The following is a 16,030-nucleotide window of genomic DNA, read 5'->3' as shown; positions in this document are numbered from 1 at the left end:
AACCAATGACAATAGATAAAAATGCGCTTGAAGTGTTCGTTATGGTGGCGCAGACACGTAATTTTCGCCTTGCGGCGGAGCGGCTGGGCGTGACGCGTCCGGCGATCAGCCAGACGTTGCGGCGGCTGGAAGACCGTCTGAACACCACCCTGATGCATCGCACCACGCGCAGTATCAACCTCACCGAGGCGGGGAAACGACTGTATGCCGAGATAGCCCCTGCGATGGAACAACTTAACAGTGCGGTCACCGATATTGCCGATCAACTGGCGGAGCCGCGCGGTCAGCTGCGTCTGGCGATTTCATCCATTGCCGAACGCATTATTGACGGCAGAATGCTGGCGTCCTTTATCACGGCGTACCCGCATGTTGAGCTGGACATTACCATCACCGACGAGGCATTTGACATTGTGGAGCAGGGGTTTGATGCGGGCGTGCAGCTGGGAGAGGTCATCGCGAAAGATATGATCGCGGTGCCAGTGTCCACCCTGCAGCGGCAAATCGCCGTCGCATCACCGACCTATCTTGCGCGCTACGGGGTACCGACGCATCCGCAGGATTTGCTTCAGCATCGTTGTATCGGCTGGCGAAAATCCCCCGGCGTGTCGCCGTATCGCTGGGAGTTTGCCGAGCAGGGCAGCGAATTTGACGTGGACGTTAAACCCCAACTGACCACCAACGATATGGGGGTCATGATCCGTACCGTGTGCGCCGGGGGCGGGATCAGTTTTGGTATGGAAGAGACCTACGCGCCTTATATCGCTCGGGGTGAGCTGGTGACGCTATTAGATGAATGGCTGCCGACGTTCCCGGGCTTTTATCTCTACTTTTCCAGCAGAAAGCATATGCCACCGCGCCTGAGAGCTTTTATTGATCATGTGAGGATGTGAGGGGCGTCGCCGATAGGAAATGTGCCCTGGTGCATTAACGTGCCGCTATTTGCTTACTGTCGTTTTGTGCCAGAAGCGCCAGCCCCTATGGGTATCTTATGCATGAAGCCACCTGGGCTCGAAAGAGCCCGCAGCGCCTCAGGGCATTATCGCTCTGACTTCACTCCTCACTGAAAATTTTCAAAAACCGTTTCACCGTCCGCGAACGTTCAAAACGCCGCCAGCAGAGCGCGATATCGGTACTGAGCGCCGGGGAGATCAACGAATGATAAGTGACACTCGGCGGAGAGATAGCCGCCATTGACTGCGGTACCAGGGCGAACCCAGCGCCGGCGGCCACCATACTCAGAGAAGACGATAGCTGCGAGGATTGCTGCGTGTGCTGCATATCAATTCCCGCCCGTTCGCAACAGCCGTAAACGCGATCGTACAGCCCCGGCGCAACCTCCTGCGGGAACAGAATCACCGGTGTGTCCCGAAGCTGCTCTAATCTCAGAGCATCACTTTGCGCAAGAGGGTGGCTGCTGTGCAACGCCACCACCATCGGCTCGCGGTCAAGAATTTTCAGATCAAACGCCTTGCTGCTCTCGCACGGCAGTCGCACAAAGGCGATGTCCAGTTCACCCTCCGTCAGCATCGTCATCAGCGACGACATATTGGCCTCCACCTGATGTACTCTCACCGCCATATTCTGTACCTGAAACTGGCGAATAAGCGCAAAGATTTTGGGATGGAAAGCGTCTGAACTGGTGATCCCTATCGACAGGCTACCATTCAGCCCGCGCGCAATGCCCCGGGCTTTCTCCAGCGCGGCATCGCTCATCGCCAGGATCTGGCAGGCATCCTCATAGAAGGCTTCTCCTGCTTCGGTCAATTCCACGCCCCGCGTCAGGCGTCTGAACAGCGGCGTACCCACTTCTTCCTCAAGCCGTTTTATCTGCTGACTCAGAGGAGGCTGCGAAATACCCAGCGCTTTAGCCGCTTTGGTGAAGTGCCGCTCGCGTGCAACCGCGACAAAATACCGCAGATAACGAAGTTCCATATCTAAAACGTCTCAAACCAGCATGGATTCTATATTGGAACTCTACGCTGAATCGGGTCAACATTTATTTAACCTTTATAAATAAAGTTGAAGAGGACGAGCATGATGGTGCATTCATCTGCATGCGACTGTGAGGCCAGTTTGTGCGAGACCCTGCGTGGGTTTTCTGCCCAGCATCCTGACAGCGTGATTTATCAAACATCGCTAATGAGCGCGCTGCTAAGCGGCGTGTATGAAGGGGAGACCACCATCGCCGATCTGCTTGCGCATGGCGATTTTGGTCTGGGGACGTTTAACGAGCTGGACGGCGAAATGATTGCGTTCAGCAGTCATGTGTACCAGCTGCGTGCGGACGGCAGCGCCCGTGCCGCGAAGCCGGAGCAAAAAACGCCATTCGCGGTGATGACCTGGTTCCAGCCGCAATACCGCAAAACCTTTGACAGTCCGGTCAGCCGTCAGCAGGTACACGACGCGATCGACCAGCAAATCCCCTCCGATAACCTGTTCTGCGCGTTACGCATCGACGGTCATTTCCGTCACGCTCACACCCGGACCGTTCCTCGTCAAACGCCGCCATACCGCGCGATGACCGACGTGCTGGACGACCAGCCCGTGTTTCGCTTTAACCAGCGCAAGGGGGTGCTGGTCGGGTTCCGTACACCTCAGCATATGCAAGGCATTAACGTAGCGGGCTATCACGAACATTTCATTACCGACGACCGGCACGGCGGCGGCCATTTGCTCGACTATCAGCTGGAAAACGGGGTGCTAACGTTTGGTGAAATTCACAAGCTGATGATTGACCTGCCTGCCGACAGCGCGTTTTTACAGGCCAACCTTCACCCCAGCAATCTTGATGCAGCGATCCGTTCCGTCGAAAACTAACAGGAGAACCACCGTGAACAGTGATAAACAGGCACGTCAGTGGGCACATGGCGCGGATATGGTCGTCGGCCAGCTGGAAGCGCAGGGCGTGAAGCAGGTTTTCGGTATCCCAGGCGCGAAAATCGACAAGGTTTTTGACTCTCTTCTGGACTCTTCTATCGAGATTATTCCCGTGCGCCACGAGGCAAACGCGGCGTTTATGGCGGCGGCGGTAGGGCGGCTGACCGGCAAAGCGGGGGTTGCCCTCGTCACCTCGGGGCCGGGCTGTTCGAATTTGATCACCGGTATTGCTACCGCCAACAGCGAGGGTGACCCGGTGGTCGCGCTGGGCGGCGCCGTGAAGCGGGCAGATAAAGCGAAGCTTGTGCATCAGAGCATGGACACGGTCGCCATGTTCAGCCCGGTGACAAAATATGCTGTGGAGGTCAACTCACCGGACGCGATTGCGGAAGTGGTATCGAACGCTTTCCGTGCCGCTGAGCAGGGCAGACCGGGTGGCGCGTTTGTCAGCCTGCCGCAGGATATTGTCGACCAGCCTGTCACCGGGGCGATTTTGCCCGCCAGCACCGCAGCACTGATGGGACCCGCGCCGGAATCGGCTATCAACGACGTGGCGACGCTTATCGACAACGCTAAAAATCCGGTCATTCTTCTCGGTCTGATGGCCAGCCAGCCTGCCAACAGTGACGCGCTGCACAAGCTGCTGGAAAAAAGCCGTATACCGGTCACCAGCACCTATCAGGCCGCAGGGGCCGTCAACCAGGCGCATTTCACTCGCTTTGCCGGACGCGTCGGCCTGTTTAACAACCAGGCGGGTGACCGGCTGCTGCATCTGGCTGACCTGATTATCTGCATTGGTTACAGCCCGGTGGAATACGAACCGTCGATGTGGAACAGCGGCAACGCTACGCTGGTGCACATTGACGTGCTGCCCGCCTATGAAGAACGTAACTATGTGCCTGACCTCGAACTGGTGGGGGATATTGCCGAAACGCTGAATCTGCTCGCCGGTCGGATCACACACAAGCTGGAGCTCAGCATCCGCGCGTCAGAAATTCTTGTCGATCGTCAGCATCAGCGGGATCTGCTCGACCGCCGTGGGGCCTCGCTTAACCAGTTTGCCTTGCATCCGCTGCGTATCGTGCGCGCCATGCAGGACATCGTTAATAGCGACGTCACGCTCACCGTTGATATGGGCAGCTTCCACATCTGGATTGCCCGCTATCTCTACAGCTTCCGTGCACGTCAGGTGATGATTTCAAACGGTCAGCAGACCATGGGCGTTGCGCTGCCGTGGGCGATTGGCGCGTGGCTGGTCAATCCGGGCCGCAAGGTAGTCTCGGTCTCCGGTGACGGCGGCTTTCTGCAGTCCAGCATGGAACTGGAAACCGCCGTGCGTCTCAAGGCTAACGTGTTGCACATCATCTGGGTGGATAACGCCTACAACATGGTGGCGATCCAGGAGGAGAAAAAATACCAGCGTCTTTCCGGCGTGGAATTCGGGCCGGTCGATTTCAAAGCCTATGCCGATGCCTTTGGCGCGAAAGGCTTTGCCGTCGAGAGCGCGGATGCGCTGGAGCCTACGCTGCGTGCGGCAATGGATGTCGATGGTCCGGCCGTGGTCGCCATTCCCGTCGACTATAGCGATAACCCGCTGCTGATGGGTCAGCTCCATCTCAGCCAAATTTTGTGAATCACTATAAGGACAGAAAAATGCAAAAAGTTGCTCTCGTCACTGGCTCAGGCCAGGGGATTGGCAAAGCGATTGCGCTTCGCCTGGTAAAAGATGGCTTTGCTGTCGCCATTGCAGATTACAACGAAGAGACGGCGAAAGCCGTTGTCGATGAGATCACCCGTAAGGGGGGGAAAGCCATCGCCGTGAAGGTGGATGTGTCCAACCACGAGCAGGTGTTCGCGGCGGTTGAAAAAGCCCGCACCGCGCTGGGCGGTTTCAACGTGATTGTCAACAATGCCGGGATCGCGCCTTCCACGCCCATTGAGTCGATCACGCCGGAAATTGTCGATAAAGTTTACAATATCAACGTGAAAGGGGTGATCTGGGGTATTCAGGCTGCGATTGACGCGTTTCGTAAAGAGGGACACGGCGGCAAGATCATCAACGCCTGTTCCCAGGCGGGCCATACCGGCAATCCGGAACTGGCGGTGTACAGCTCCAGCAAGTTCGCGGTACGTGGATTAACCCAGACCGCTGCACGCGATCTCGCCCCGCAGGGGATCACCGTTAACGCGTATTGCCCGGGTATCGTCAAAACGCCGATGTGGGCGGAAATCGACCGTCAGGTGTCCGAGGCAGCAGGTAAACCGCTCGGCTACGGCACCGAAACCTTTGCCAAACGCATCACGCTTGGCAGATTGTCCGAACCGGAAGATGTGGCCGCCTGCGTCTCTTACCTCGCAGGACCCGATTCCGACTATATGACCGGTCAGTCGCTGCTGATTGATGGGGGGATGGTCTTCAACTAAATACGCATCAGCGCTGACACGCGTTTTATTCTGACGCCAAAAGTTGGACACAATCAACGAGACTTAAGAGAAAGAGCCCATTCATCGATGGGCTCTTTTATGTTTATGGACATGCCAGATCGCCTTGCGCAGTCACATTACTCAGCGTTACGAGAGGGTACTGCGCCGCCATGCGCCGGGCGCCTGACCATACTGACGCTTAAAGCTGCGGTTGAAGGACTGCTGGGAGTCAAATCCCAACGCGATCGCCACGTTCAGAATCGGTTCATCGCTATGGGTTAAGCGTTCAACTGATTTTTGCAGCTTTTGCGCACGAATATACTCGCCGAGTGGATAACCCGTATGTTCCTTGAACATCCGCTGGAGGTGCCATTTCGAGTAGCCGGCACGCCGGGAAACGGTGTTAATGTCCAGGCGGTTTTCAAGGTTGTTATCGATCCAGACGAGCAGATCGTGAATAAATGCGTCAGTGTTCATGGTGCTCTCCCACGCCGCGTCTTAAAAAGCATCTTTGTCTGTTGCATTTAAAGATGACGCGCACGTGCATTAAATGCAAGTTTTATTGTTGCATTTAATTCCTTGCCGAAAACGCGCCTTTTTTCCCTGACTCAAATAGCACATAAAGTGTATCAATTATTCTTGCACTTAATTTAGCGCCTTCCTACAATCGCCGCGATAGTGTATTCGCAACTGTTACAGTTTTGTGGCGATGAACGACACAAATAGCCTCAAGCCAGTTCGGACAAAGGAAGTGGCGCGGCGTCTCCCGCTGCGTCTTGTTCGGCGGCTACCATAACCGGAATAAAAATAATGAGCCTGCAAAAAACCTGGGTTAACGTTCATCTGACTGCACTGGGAGCGATGTTCCTCTCCGTGCTGCTTGTCGGATGCGATGACGGTGTTGCACAAAACGCCGTCCCACAAGCGCCCGCGGTGAGCGCCGCCAACGTGGTAGTGAAATCCATCAGTCAGTGGGATAGCTTTAACGGCCGAATTGAAGCGGTGGAAAGCGTTCAGCTACGACCTCGCGTCTCCGGCTACATCGATAAAGTGAATTACACCGACGGCCAGGAAGTGAAAAAGGGCGAGGTGCTGTTCACTATCGATGACAGAACCTATCGCGCGGAGCTGGAGCAGGCGCAGGCCTCGTTGGCGAGAGCCAAAACGCAGGCCAGCCTGGCGCGAAGTGAGGCTAACCGTACCGATAAACTCGTCAATACCAACGTCGTGTCGCGTGAAGAGTGGGAGCAACGCCGTTCGGCCGCTACCCAGGCGCAGGCCGACATTCGCGCCGCGCAGGCGGCAGTTGACGCCGCGCAACTTAACCTGGATTTCACTAAAGTGACCGCGCCTATAGAGGGCCGTGCCAGCCGGGCATTGATCACCAGCGGTAATCTGGTCACTGCGGGTGACAGTGCCAGCGTTCTCACCACGCTGGTCTCCCTGAAGACGGTTTACGTCTACTTTGACGTGGATGAAGCGACGTATTTGCACTATCAAAACCTCGCCCGCAGCGGGCAGGGCGCGTCCAGCAATCACCTCGCGCTCCCGGTAGAAATTGGCCTGGTTGACGAAGAAGGCTATCCCCATCAGGGCAAAGTGGATTTTCTTGATAATCAGTTAACGCCGAGTACCGGCACCATCCGTATGCGCGCGCTGCTGGATAACGCGCAGCGTCAGTTCACGCCGGGGCTGTTTGCCCGCGTACGCCTGCCGGGCAGCGCAGAATTCAACGCCACGCTTATCGACGACAAAGCGGTGCTGACCGATCAGGATCGCAAATACGTTTATATCGTTGATAAAGAAGGTAAAGCGCAGCGCCGCGATATCACTCAGGGACGTTTGGCCGCCGGTTTACGTATCGTGCAGCAGGGGCTGAACCCGGGCGATAAAGTCATTATCGACGGGTTACAAAAAGTGTTTATGCCGGGTATGCCGGTTAACGCAAAAACCGTTCCTATGACCGCCAGCGCCACGCTTAACTGATCCCTTACCCGAGAATCCGACACATGGACTTTTCCCGCTTTTTTATCGACAGGCCGATTTTTGCCGCAGTGCTGTCGATTCTGATTTTCATCACAGGATTAATCGCTATCCCGCTGTTGCCGGTCAGCGAATATCCTGACGTCGTACCGCCAAGCGTGCAGGTGCGCGCGGAGTATCCGGGTGCCAACCCGAAAGTGATTGCTGAAACCGTGGCCACGCCGTTGGAAGAAGCCATCAACGGCGTTGAAAACATGATGTACATGAAATCCGTTGCAGGCTCTGACGGCGTGCTGGTGACCACCGTGACGTTCCGCCCGGGTACCGATCCGGATCAGGCGCAGGTTCAGGTGCAAAACCGCGTCTCACAGGCCGAAGCGCGTCTACCGGAAGATGTACGGCGTCTGGGCATTACCACCCAGAAACAATCACCGACCCTGACGCTGGTAGTGCATCTGTTTTCACCGGGCGGTAAGTACGATTCACTGTATATGCGTAACTACGCCACGCTAAAAGTGAAGGACGAACTGGCGCGTCTGCCTGGCGTGGGTCAGATTCAGATTTTTGGCTCTGGCGAATACGCGATGCGCATCTGGCTTGATCCCGCTAAGGTGGCGGCGCGAGGGCTGACGGCCTCCGATGTGGTGACGGCGATGCAGGAGCAAAACGTACAGGTTTCCGCCGGGCAGCTTGGCGCTGAGCCGCTGCCGAAAGAGAGCGATTTCCTGATCTCCATTAATGCCCAGGGGCGTCTGCACACAGAAGAAGAGTTTGGCAATATTATTCTGAAAACGGCACAAGACGGCTCGCTGGTACGCCTGCGCGATGTGGCGCGGATTGAAATGGGTTCTGGCAGCTATGCGCTGCGTTCTCAGCTCAACAATAAAGACGCGGTCGGGATTGGTATCTTCCAGTCCCCGGGCGCGAACGCCATCGATTTGTCTAACGCCGTGCGGGCGAAAATGGACGAACTGGCTACGCGTTTCCCGGAAGATATGAAGTGGGCAGCGCCGTACGACCCGACGGTGTTCGTACGCGACTCCATTCATGCGGTCGTGCAAACCCTGCTGGAAGCGGTGGCGCTGGTTGTACTGGTGGTGATTCTGTTTCTGCAGACCTGGCGCGCGTCGATTATTCCGCTGATCGCGGTGCCGGTATCGATCGTGGGAACGTTCAGCATTCTCTACCTGCTTGGCTTTTCGCTCAATACCCTGAGTTTGTTCGGGCTGGTACTGGCTATCGGTATCGTCGTGGATGACGCCATCGTGGTAGTGGAAAACGTTGAGCGAAATATCGAAGAGGGGCTTTCTCCGCTTCAGGCGGCGCATCAGGCGATGCGTGAAGTGTCCGGACCGATTATCGCGATTGCGCTGGTGCTGTGCGCGGTGTTTGTCCCGATGGCATTTCTCTCTGGGGTAACCGGCCAGTTCTACAAACAGTTTGCGGTGACGATCGCGATTTCAACGGTGATTTCCGCCATCAACTCGCTGACTCTCTCGCCGGCGCTGGCGGCTCTGCTGTTAAAACCGCACGGCGCACCAAAAGACTTCCCGACCCGGATTATCGATCGTCTGTTCGGATGGCTGTTCCGTCCATTTAACCGCTTTTTCCAGCGTAGCTCGAACGGTTATCAGGGGCTGGTTGGCAAAACGCTCGGACGACGCGGCGCGGTGTTTGTCGTTTATGTGCTGCTGCTCTGTGCGGCGGGCGTCATGTTTAAAGCGGTACCGGGCGGGTTTATACCAACCCAGGATAAACTGTATTTAATTGGCGGCGTGAAAATGCCGGAAGGCTCTTCGCTGGCCCGCACCGATGCGGTGATCCGCAAAATGAGCGAAATCGGGATGAGTACCGAAGGCGTGGATTATGCGGTCGCGTTTCCTGGGCTGAATGCGCTGCAATTCACCAATACGCCGAATACCGGGACGGTCTTCTTTGGCCTGAAACCGTTCGATCAGCGTAAACATTCTGCGGCGGAAATTAACGCTGAGATCAATGCAAAAATCGCGCAAATCCAGCAGGGCTTTGGCTTCTCCATTTTGCCGCCGCCGATTTTAGGGCTGGGGCAGGGGTCGGGCTATTCGCTGTACATCCAGGATCGCGGTGGTTTGGGTTATGGCGCATTGCAGAATGCGGTGAACACGATGTCTGGTGCGATTATGCAGACGCCGGGGATGCATTTCCCTATCTCAACCTACCAGGCTAACGTTCCGCAGCTGGATGTGCAGGTCGATCGTGATAAGGCGAAAGCGCAGGGCGTGTCGCTGACCGACCTTTTCGGTACGCTGCAAACCTATCTGGGATCGTCTTATGTGAACGATTTTAACCAGTTCGGGCGTACCTGGCGCGTGATGGCACAGGCCGACGGGCCGTTCCGCGACAGCGTGGAAGATATTGCTAATTTGCGCACCCGCAATAATCAGGGCGAAATGGTGCCGATCGGCAGCATGGTGAATATCAGCACCACCTACGGGCCGGACCCGGTAATTCGCTACAACGGTTATCCGGCGGCGGATCTGATTGGCGATGCCGATCCGCGCATTCTCTCTTCCGCGCAGGCGATGGCGCAACTGGACGGGATGTCTAAGCAAATTCTGCCGAACGGGATGAATATTGAATGGACGGATCTGAGCTTCCAACAGGCCACACAAGGCAATACGGCGCTGATCGTCTTCCCGGTCGCGGTGCTGCTGGCCTTCCTGGTGCTGGCCGCGCTATATGAGAGCTGGACGCTGCCGCTGGCGGTGATTCTGATTGTCCCAATGACGATGCTGTCCGCACTGTTTGGCGTCTGGCTGACCGGTGGCGATAACAACGTTTTCGTGCAGGTGGGGCTGGTCGTACTCATGGGGCTGGCATGTAAAAACGCGATTCTGATTGTTGAGTTTGCTCGCGAGCTGGAGATCCAGGGCAAAGGGATCATGGAAGCGGCGCTGGAAGCTTGCCGCCTGCGTTTACGCCCGATTGTGATGACCTCCATCGCCTTTATTGCCGGGACAATTCCGCTGATCCTCGGCCACGGCGCGGGTGCAGAAGTGCGCGGCGTCACCGGGATCACGGTCTTCTCCGGTATGCTGGGCGTGACGCTGTTTGGTCTGTTCCTGACGCCGGTGTTTTACGTGACGCTGCGTAAATTCGTTACGCGCGACAAACCGGTCAAAGACGTTTTACCTGCGTAAGTTTTGCAGGGCACAAAAAAACCGCCTTAACGAGAAGGCGGTTTTTTTTCGTATCTGAAAGGTCATGACTACGCTTTTTTGTGCAAACCATCCATTTCAGGCACCGGATCGCATCCGCTGGTATCCGCTTTTTTGACCTTTTCCAGCGCGCTTGCCACGGTATGCTGAGCCAAAACCGCTAGCGAGGCCTGTTCTGCTTCATCGGCGATAGATTTGAAGTACCAGCACGCGTTGGCGCTGACGACGCAGCGAGCCGGTACGTCAGGACGCGACGCCCACAGCTTTTTATCTTCTATAACAGAAACATAGATATCGCGCAGGGTGATAGTTTCCGCCGGGCGACCAAGATGAATAGACCCGTTGCGGCCAAGGGTTGAGACGATAATGCCGTCACGCGTGAGCGGAACCATTAACTTGCGGATAAAGCTCGGGTTTGCTTCCAGTCCGTAGGCCAGAATCGCACTCGTCGAACGTTCACCCGATTGCTCCGCCATCGCTACGCTGAGAACCATCTGCAAAGCTGTCGGGAAGCGGTAATCTAACATTTCATTGTCCTGGGTTGCGGTGAATCTTGTTCTTTTTGGCACCGCAGAGGTGAATAATCAGTAAGTAACAATATAACAAATACGGCAATTTTTTTGTAGCAGACAATGCTTGACCTGGCCCGTAAAACGAGAATGTCAGTCGTGCTTTATTTCCTCCATTCATAAGCTGACTTTCCTTGCGCCTTTGAAACCAGTAAAGACAAAGTGTCTTTTTAGGCGCATAAATCACGCTGTCGGGGGTGAAGGCCGCTTTCGATGTCATGGTGATTTGAGCACCGATGACAAAATCAACACTCAAAATGACGCATGTCATTGGTGTCCCTAAGTTAGATTGGCGAAAATGTGGCCTTACAGTCTATAGGATGATCTCTTTTAAGGATGTAAAAAATGGCGGTACTACCAACGATGCCAGCAAAAGGCACGTGGTTAATTGACGCAAACATGCGAGAGTGATGGTGTGGCCCATGCCCATTATCAGCATGACTGCAAATGGCGTGCGCTAACGGCGGTCAATAGAGATGTGCATTAACCTACAACAGACGTTCTCGACCCGGCAACCGCGCCGGTTTTTTTATGCCCATAGCAAACGAAACGCACGTGAAAAGGGGCAGGGTCGCTCGCCTTGATGTGATATTTGTAGCTGAAATATAATCCGGTTTGAGAAGTGGACAAGAAGTCAGAGCCTTGCAACAACGCCTTAAAACGCGTCGTGCCGCCTGAATTTGTACACCCATGATCAATTTAACTTATGTTGGGCAAGAATTTAGTTCATAAGACATAATCATCAATATGATACTGTTTTAAATTAATATTTAAATTGAAAACTCTGCTGGCTACTTAGATGACTTCATGAACTGACCTACCCCAGAATCAGGTAAACCTTCAATTATTCATATCGTTAATTTTTCTTCATATTCTCCGTTTCGCCAGTCATTAATCGTTTTCCTTGTATGAACTCTATCGCTAAACCAGTGCACGTTCATGCGCTCATCTCTAAATTGTCCACAAAACTCTCATGTCCAGACCGCTTATAAGTACTATGTACTTATAAGCGGTCATGAGTAACTGTTTGTTATCTGCATGTTAGTGATCTGAGATAAATGAGACAAAATCAGGATTGCGCTTACATAACCTCTCATAATTAGATTTTTGGATACTACAGAGTGATCGATGAAATTATCTATATATCAATTCTGCGGCGACATCTATGTTCATACCCAGAACAGATTTTTATATTATGGTGTTGAACAACTTTTCAGGCGTATGTCCGTTCACTGTGCAGTCCACTTTATTAGTGTGGGAAATTCGAAGTTCGTACTCAAAGAGAGTGATAGTGACAGAGGCATTCATATAACCGACTCAGAAACAGATGCCGTGGTGAAACTACTGAGCATGACCGGAGATATGCGTGTGATAATCTCAAGTAGGGAACTCGTAAAATTCTTGTCAGACAGAAGAACACTACTTCGTAAAGCTAAACCCGTAAAGTTTACAAAGAATCAGCTCAATTTTCTTAATAAAATGGCAATTACTGAACGTGTCAATCTTGAGATTTACTTTCCAGAAAGGAGCGTAAAAACAGTCAGTCACTATAAACGATTGCTAATGAGAGAAATTGGACTCCGGTCTGATATGGCATTATTTAACGCCCTGCGCCAGTGGCGGCAGGTCCGCTGACACTTTTGGTGGTAAGAGGCTTGACAGCAGGTTGATGGGCGTATCTTTCTCACAGACTATCAGGTGGTCGCCAGAACGGAAGTTAACATTCACCGCCAATGCCGGCGCAGAAGCCCTTACCATAACAACGCACGGCGGAGCGAGTTTCATGACTTTTCCGTGCTATAGCGCGGGAGCGAAACAGGCAGAATGGTAAAGCCCTCAACTGCGTGCTGCAAAATTGCACAGCGATAAACTACTAACAACCTCACCTTTAAAAAATTACATTAACACATAAACGTTAACATTTAAGGGTGAATAGGTCATTTCCCTGTGTGCTTTTTCTTCCTGTATTACGATTAACAGCGATGCAGTAACTGATTTCATTTTTTACGCAGATTAATTTTCGGCTATCTAATATATCTCATGCATAAACATGCAAAATTTCAGCGCGAGGATATAAAGACTGCATATTTTGTTTTTCGAATTTAGTCTATAGCTGAAACAATCGCAAAATAATCCTTTGTGAGAAAGCTAAATCTGCAGGTCGCAGTGAGTCGTGTCGACTGATGAAATCAAAAATGCCATGCGATATATATTCGTATCAGTGTGGTTTTCCGATTTTATTTATCACTTTTAAAGGTAATCAAGTGTCACCGATTCTTAAGAAAAAATTTCGGCTATCTGTCCTCTCCAGAGTGATTCTGTGCAGTCTGGCCACACCGGCGGTGTTCGCTGCTGATTATGTTATTAATGAAGGCGAAGCAGTGCTCCAACTGGAGGCTGGCAGTCCTATGAGATACGATAGTTTTACGGTTTCGAACGCTGCCGGAGGAACTGCCGCCCTCACCATCAACGGTACCGGCAATCCCGGGGATGAAGACCGAGGAAAACTGAGTGTCGATGCTATTCGCGTCGGCAATGGCACGATAACCGTGGACAACGGGGCATCCGTTACTGCTTACGTTATTTACGTCGGCAACGACTACGGCACTACTGGCACTGGCATTGGCACAATGACCGTGGACAACGGGGCATCCGTAACTGCTGACGATATTCTCGTCGGCTACGCCTACGGCTCCAACTACGACTACAGCACTGGCACTGGCACAATGACCGTGGACAACGGGGCATCCGTTACTGCTCACGATATTTACGCCGGCTACGGCAACGGCTACGACAGCGTTGCTCACGTTGGCGCTGGGACAATGACCGTGGACAACGGGGCATCCGTTACTGCTGACTATATTCTCGTCGGCTACGGCGAAACCAACGGCACTGGCACTGGCACGATGACCGTGGACAACGGGGCTTCTGTGAATACAGAGGAGGCTATTTTGGTTGGCCACAGCGAAGATAGAGGCTCATCCTATGGAACTGTTACTGTCAGCCGTGATGCCCGTCTGGAGGCCGACAAAATTGGACTCTATAACGGCATCCTGACCATCGGGAGTGACGTCAGGTCTGATGCTTTACCGGTTGCTGCAGGTAACGTTACCACGAACAATGTTATTCTTGCTTCGAATGCAGAGAACAATACCGCCGGTCAGATTAACTTCAACCACTCTAATGACGACTACGTCTTCAACCCTTCTGTCACCGGAACGGGCTTTGTCAGCGTCTTCAGCGGCACCACCACTCTGGACGGAACTAACACCTACGCGGGTGACACCATAATCCGGGGCGGGACCCTGCGTGCCGGCAGTGACAGCGCCTTCAGCGCCAGCTCCGATTTCCACATGACTCAGGCCGGCGCGCTCGACCTGAACGGCATCAGCCAGACCGTCGGCTCTCTCAGTAGTTCCGGAACCACATATTTTAACCAGAAGGGCGATACCGCCGGGACGGTGCTCACCGTTAACGGGGACTATCACGGCTCCGGTGGCACCCTGGTGTTCAACTCCGTGCTCGGGGTCGATGACTCTGTCACCGATGCCCTGCACGTGAAGGGTAATGCCGACGGCGGCACCAACGTGAAGGTCAACAACCTCGGGGGTATGGGCTCTCGGACCGTGGAAGGTATTAAGCTTATCTCCGTGGACGGCAACGTCGCAGAGGGAACAGAGTTCCGCCAGAACGGTCGTATCGTGGCCGGCGCCTATGACTACAGCCTGGCGCAGCGCGGCAATAACTGGTACCTCACCAGCGAGGCTTCCCCACTGCCACCGGTGGTGCCGGGGCCTCTTCCGGTTGACCCTGTGGACCCGACAGATCCGATTAAGCCGGTTGACCCGACCCTTCCTGTGCCGCCGGCGCCACCCGTTGTCCCTGAGACTCCGGCGCCACCTGTTGGACCGGGCAAGGGAACGAGCATCAGCCGTCCGGAGGCGGGCAGCTACATTGCGAACCAGGCGGCGTCAGAGATGTTCTTCACCCGCCTGGAAGACCGCGGTCGTGAGCATATCTACACCGACGTCATTACCGGCGAGAAAAAGCAGACCAGCATGTGGCTGCGTTCCGAAGGGCGTCACCTGGACAGCAACGACAGCAGCGGCCAGCTCTCCACCCGCGAGAACCGCTATGCCATTCAGATGGGCGGAGACGTGACCGGTGGCAGCTTCACCGGTACCGACAGCTGGCGCCTGGGCGTGATGGCCGGCTACGGTAACAGCCACAGCAACACCCGCTCAGACATCACGGGCTACCAGTCAAAAGGTGATGCAGACGGTTACACCATGGGCCTGTACGGCACCTGGTTTGAGAATGCCGACCGCCGCAGCGGAGCCTGGGTGGACACCTGGCTGCAGTACGCATGGTTCAGCAACAGCGTACAGGGTGAAGGACTGGCAAAAGAGAAGTACAACGCCGGCGGCCTGCAGGCGTCGGTGGAAAGCGGGTATGCCTTCGTGGTGCCGGGCGGAAAGAACCTGGACTACATCATTGAGCCGCAGGCACAGGCCATCTGGAACGGGGTGAAGGCGGATGAGTTCCGCGAGAGCAACGGGACGGTGGTGAAGAGTGAAGGCACCGGTAACGTGCACACCCGTCTGGGTGTGAAGGGGTCGCTGGATATCCGCAGCGGGGATAAGTCAGGGGCGTCCTGGAAGCCTTATATGGCGGTGAACTGGCACCATAACACGAAGGAGTACGGCGTGAAGATGGATGACGTGAGCCTGTCGGTGTCAGGTGCGAAGGACACGGTGGAGCTGAAGGCGGGCGTGGAAGGCCAGCTGACGGAGAAGCTGAGCGTGTGGGGCGGGGTGAGCGGCCAGGCGGGTTCGGATAGCTACCGTGACGCGGGCGGGTTCCTGGGCGTGCACTACGCTTTTTGAGTGCTGATGTAGTGCGCTGAACTGAAACACTCTGGTCCTGAGGATATGTCATTGCCTGCGGACCAGAGAAAGAACACTGCTTAACTAACCCACA

12 protein-coding genes are annotated in these 16,030 nt (G+C 54.5%); 7 read left to right on the top strand and 5 right to left on the bottom strand.

The annotated features are described in order from the left end of the window. Positions 1-5: 5 nt before the first annotated feature. Entirely contained in the window at positions 6-890 is an 885-nt protein-coding gene (locus tag I6L74_RS18770) for a LysR family transcriptional regulator (protein WP_059178919.1), read from the top strand. A 160-nt stretch (positions 891-1,050) separates the two neighbouring features. Here the strand turns inward: I6L74_RS18770 and I6L74_RS18765 are convergent, their stop codons facing one another. Beyond that, on the bottom strand, positions 1,051-1,932 hold the full coding sequence (locus tag I6L74_RS18765; RefSeq protein WP_059178918.1) for a LysR substrate-binding domain-containing protein: 882 nt from the start codon (positions 1,930-1,932) through the stop codon (positions 1,051-1,053). A 105-nt stretch (positions 1,933-2,037) separates the two neighbouring features. On the opposite strand from I6L74_RS18765, the gene budA reads away from it, so the two are divergent. From budA to I6L74_RS18750, 3 genes are read left to right on the top strand one after another with little or no spacing between them, the layout of a single operon-like run. Continuing rightward, positions 2,038-2,817, top strand: coding sequence for an acetolactate decarboxylase (gene budA, locus I6L74_RS18760; RefSeq protein WP_096759523.1), 780 nt, complete (start codon positions 2,038-2,040; stop codon positions 2,815-2,817). Between the two features lie 13 nt (positions 2,818-2,830). After that, a complete protein-coding gene (gene alsS, locus I6L74_RS18755; RefSeq protein ID WP_059178916.1) occupies positions 2,831-4,510 on the top strand; it encodes an acetolactate synthase AlsS in 1,680 nt (559 codons plus the stop codon). A 20-nt stretch (positions 4,511-4,530) separates the two neighbouring features. Beyond that, a complete protein-coding gene (locus tag I6L74_RS18750) occupies positions 4,531-5,301 on the top strand; it encodes a (S)-acetoin forming diacetyl reductase (RefSeq protein WP_059178915.1) in 771 nt (256 codons plus the stop codon). Between the two features lie 147 nt (positions 5,302-5,448). On the opposite strand, the gene I6L74_RS18745 is transcribed toward I6L74_RS18750, so the two are convergent. Next, positions 5,449-5,778 carry a helix-turn-helix domain-containing protein gene (locus I6L74_RS18745; RefSeq protein WP_059178914.1) on the bottom strand — a complete coding sequence of 110 codons (330 nt, stop codon included), beginning with the start codon at positions 5,776-5,778 and terminating at the stop codon, positions 5,449-5,451. A gap of 333 nt (positions 5,779-6,111) precedes the next feature. Between I6L74_RS18745 and oqxA the strand changes: the two genes are divergently transcribed. Together oqxA and oqxB are read left to right on the top strand one after the other, a co-directional pair. Next, positions 6,112-7,287: a multidrug efflux RND transporter periplasmic adaptor subunit OqxA gene (gene oqxA / locus I6L74_RS18740; RefSeq protein WP_059178913.1), complete on the top strand. Its 1,176-nt coding sequence runs from the start codon at positions 6,112-6,114 to the stop codon at positions 7,285-7,287. A 23-nt stretch (positions 7,288-7,310) separates the two neighbouring features. Next, positions 7,311-10,463 carry a multidrug efflux RND transporter permease subunit OqxB gene (oqxB, locus tag I6L74_RS18735; RefSeq protein WP_059178912.1) on the top strand — a complete coding sequence of 1,051 codons (3,153 nt, stop codon included), beginning with the start codon at positions 7,311-7,313 and terminating at the stop codon, positions 10,461-10,463. A gap of 68 nt (positions 10,464-10,531) precedes the next feature. Here oqxB and oqxR read toward each other — a convergent pair whose 3' ends face one another. The 3 genes from oqxR to I6L74_RS18720 form a co-directional block, all read right to left on the bottom strand. Continuing rightward, positions 10,532-11,008, bottom strand: a complete 477-nt coding sequence (gene oqxR, locus I6L74_RS18730; protein ID WP_059178911.1) for an efflux pump transcriptional repressor OqxR — start codon at positions 11,006-11,008, stop codon at positions 10,532-10,534. Between the two features lies 1 nt (position 11,009). Then, on the bottom strand, positions 11,010-11,321 hold the full coding sequence (locus I6L74_RS18725; protein ID WP_059178910.1) for a hypothetical protein: 312 nt from the start codon (positions 11,319-11,321) through the stop codon (positions 11,010-11,012). A gap of 1,325 nt (positions 11,322-12,646) precedes the next feature. Further along, on the bottom strand, positions 12,647-12,835 hold the full coding sequence (locus I6L74_RS18720) for a hypothetical protein (protein WP_128131042.1): 189 nt from the start codon (positions 12,833-12,835) through the stop codon (positions 12,647-12,649). A 398-nt stretch (positions 12,836-13,233) separates the two neighbouring features. On the opposite strand from I6L74_RS18720, the gene I6L74_RS18715 reads away from it, so the two are divergent. Then, complete coding sequence (locus I6L74_RS18715; RefSeq protein WP_082691920.1) at positions 13,234-15,936, top strand: autotransporter outer membrane beta-barrel domain-containing protein; 2,703 nt, start codon at positions 13,234-13,236, stop codon at positions 15,934-15,936. Positions 15,937-16,030 lie beyond the last annotated feature (94 nt).

This window comes from Lelliottia amnigena, assembly GCF_019047465.1.
In the GTDB taxonomy this organism is placed as follows: Bacteria; Pseudomonadota; Gammaproteobacteria; order Enterobacterales; family Enterobacteriaceae; genus Enterobacter; species Enterobacter amnigenus.
The sequence above is the reverse complement of the archived record's forward strand: the minus strand, read 5'-3'. Positions and strand labels throughout refer to the sequence as shown.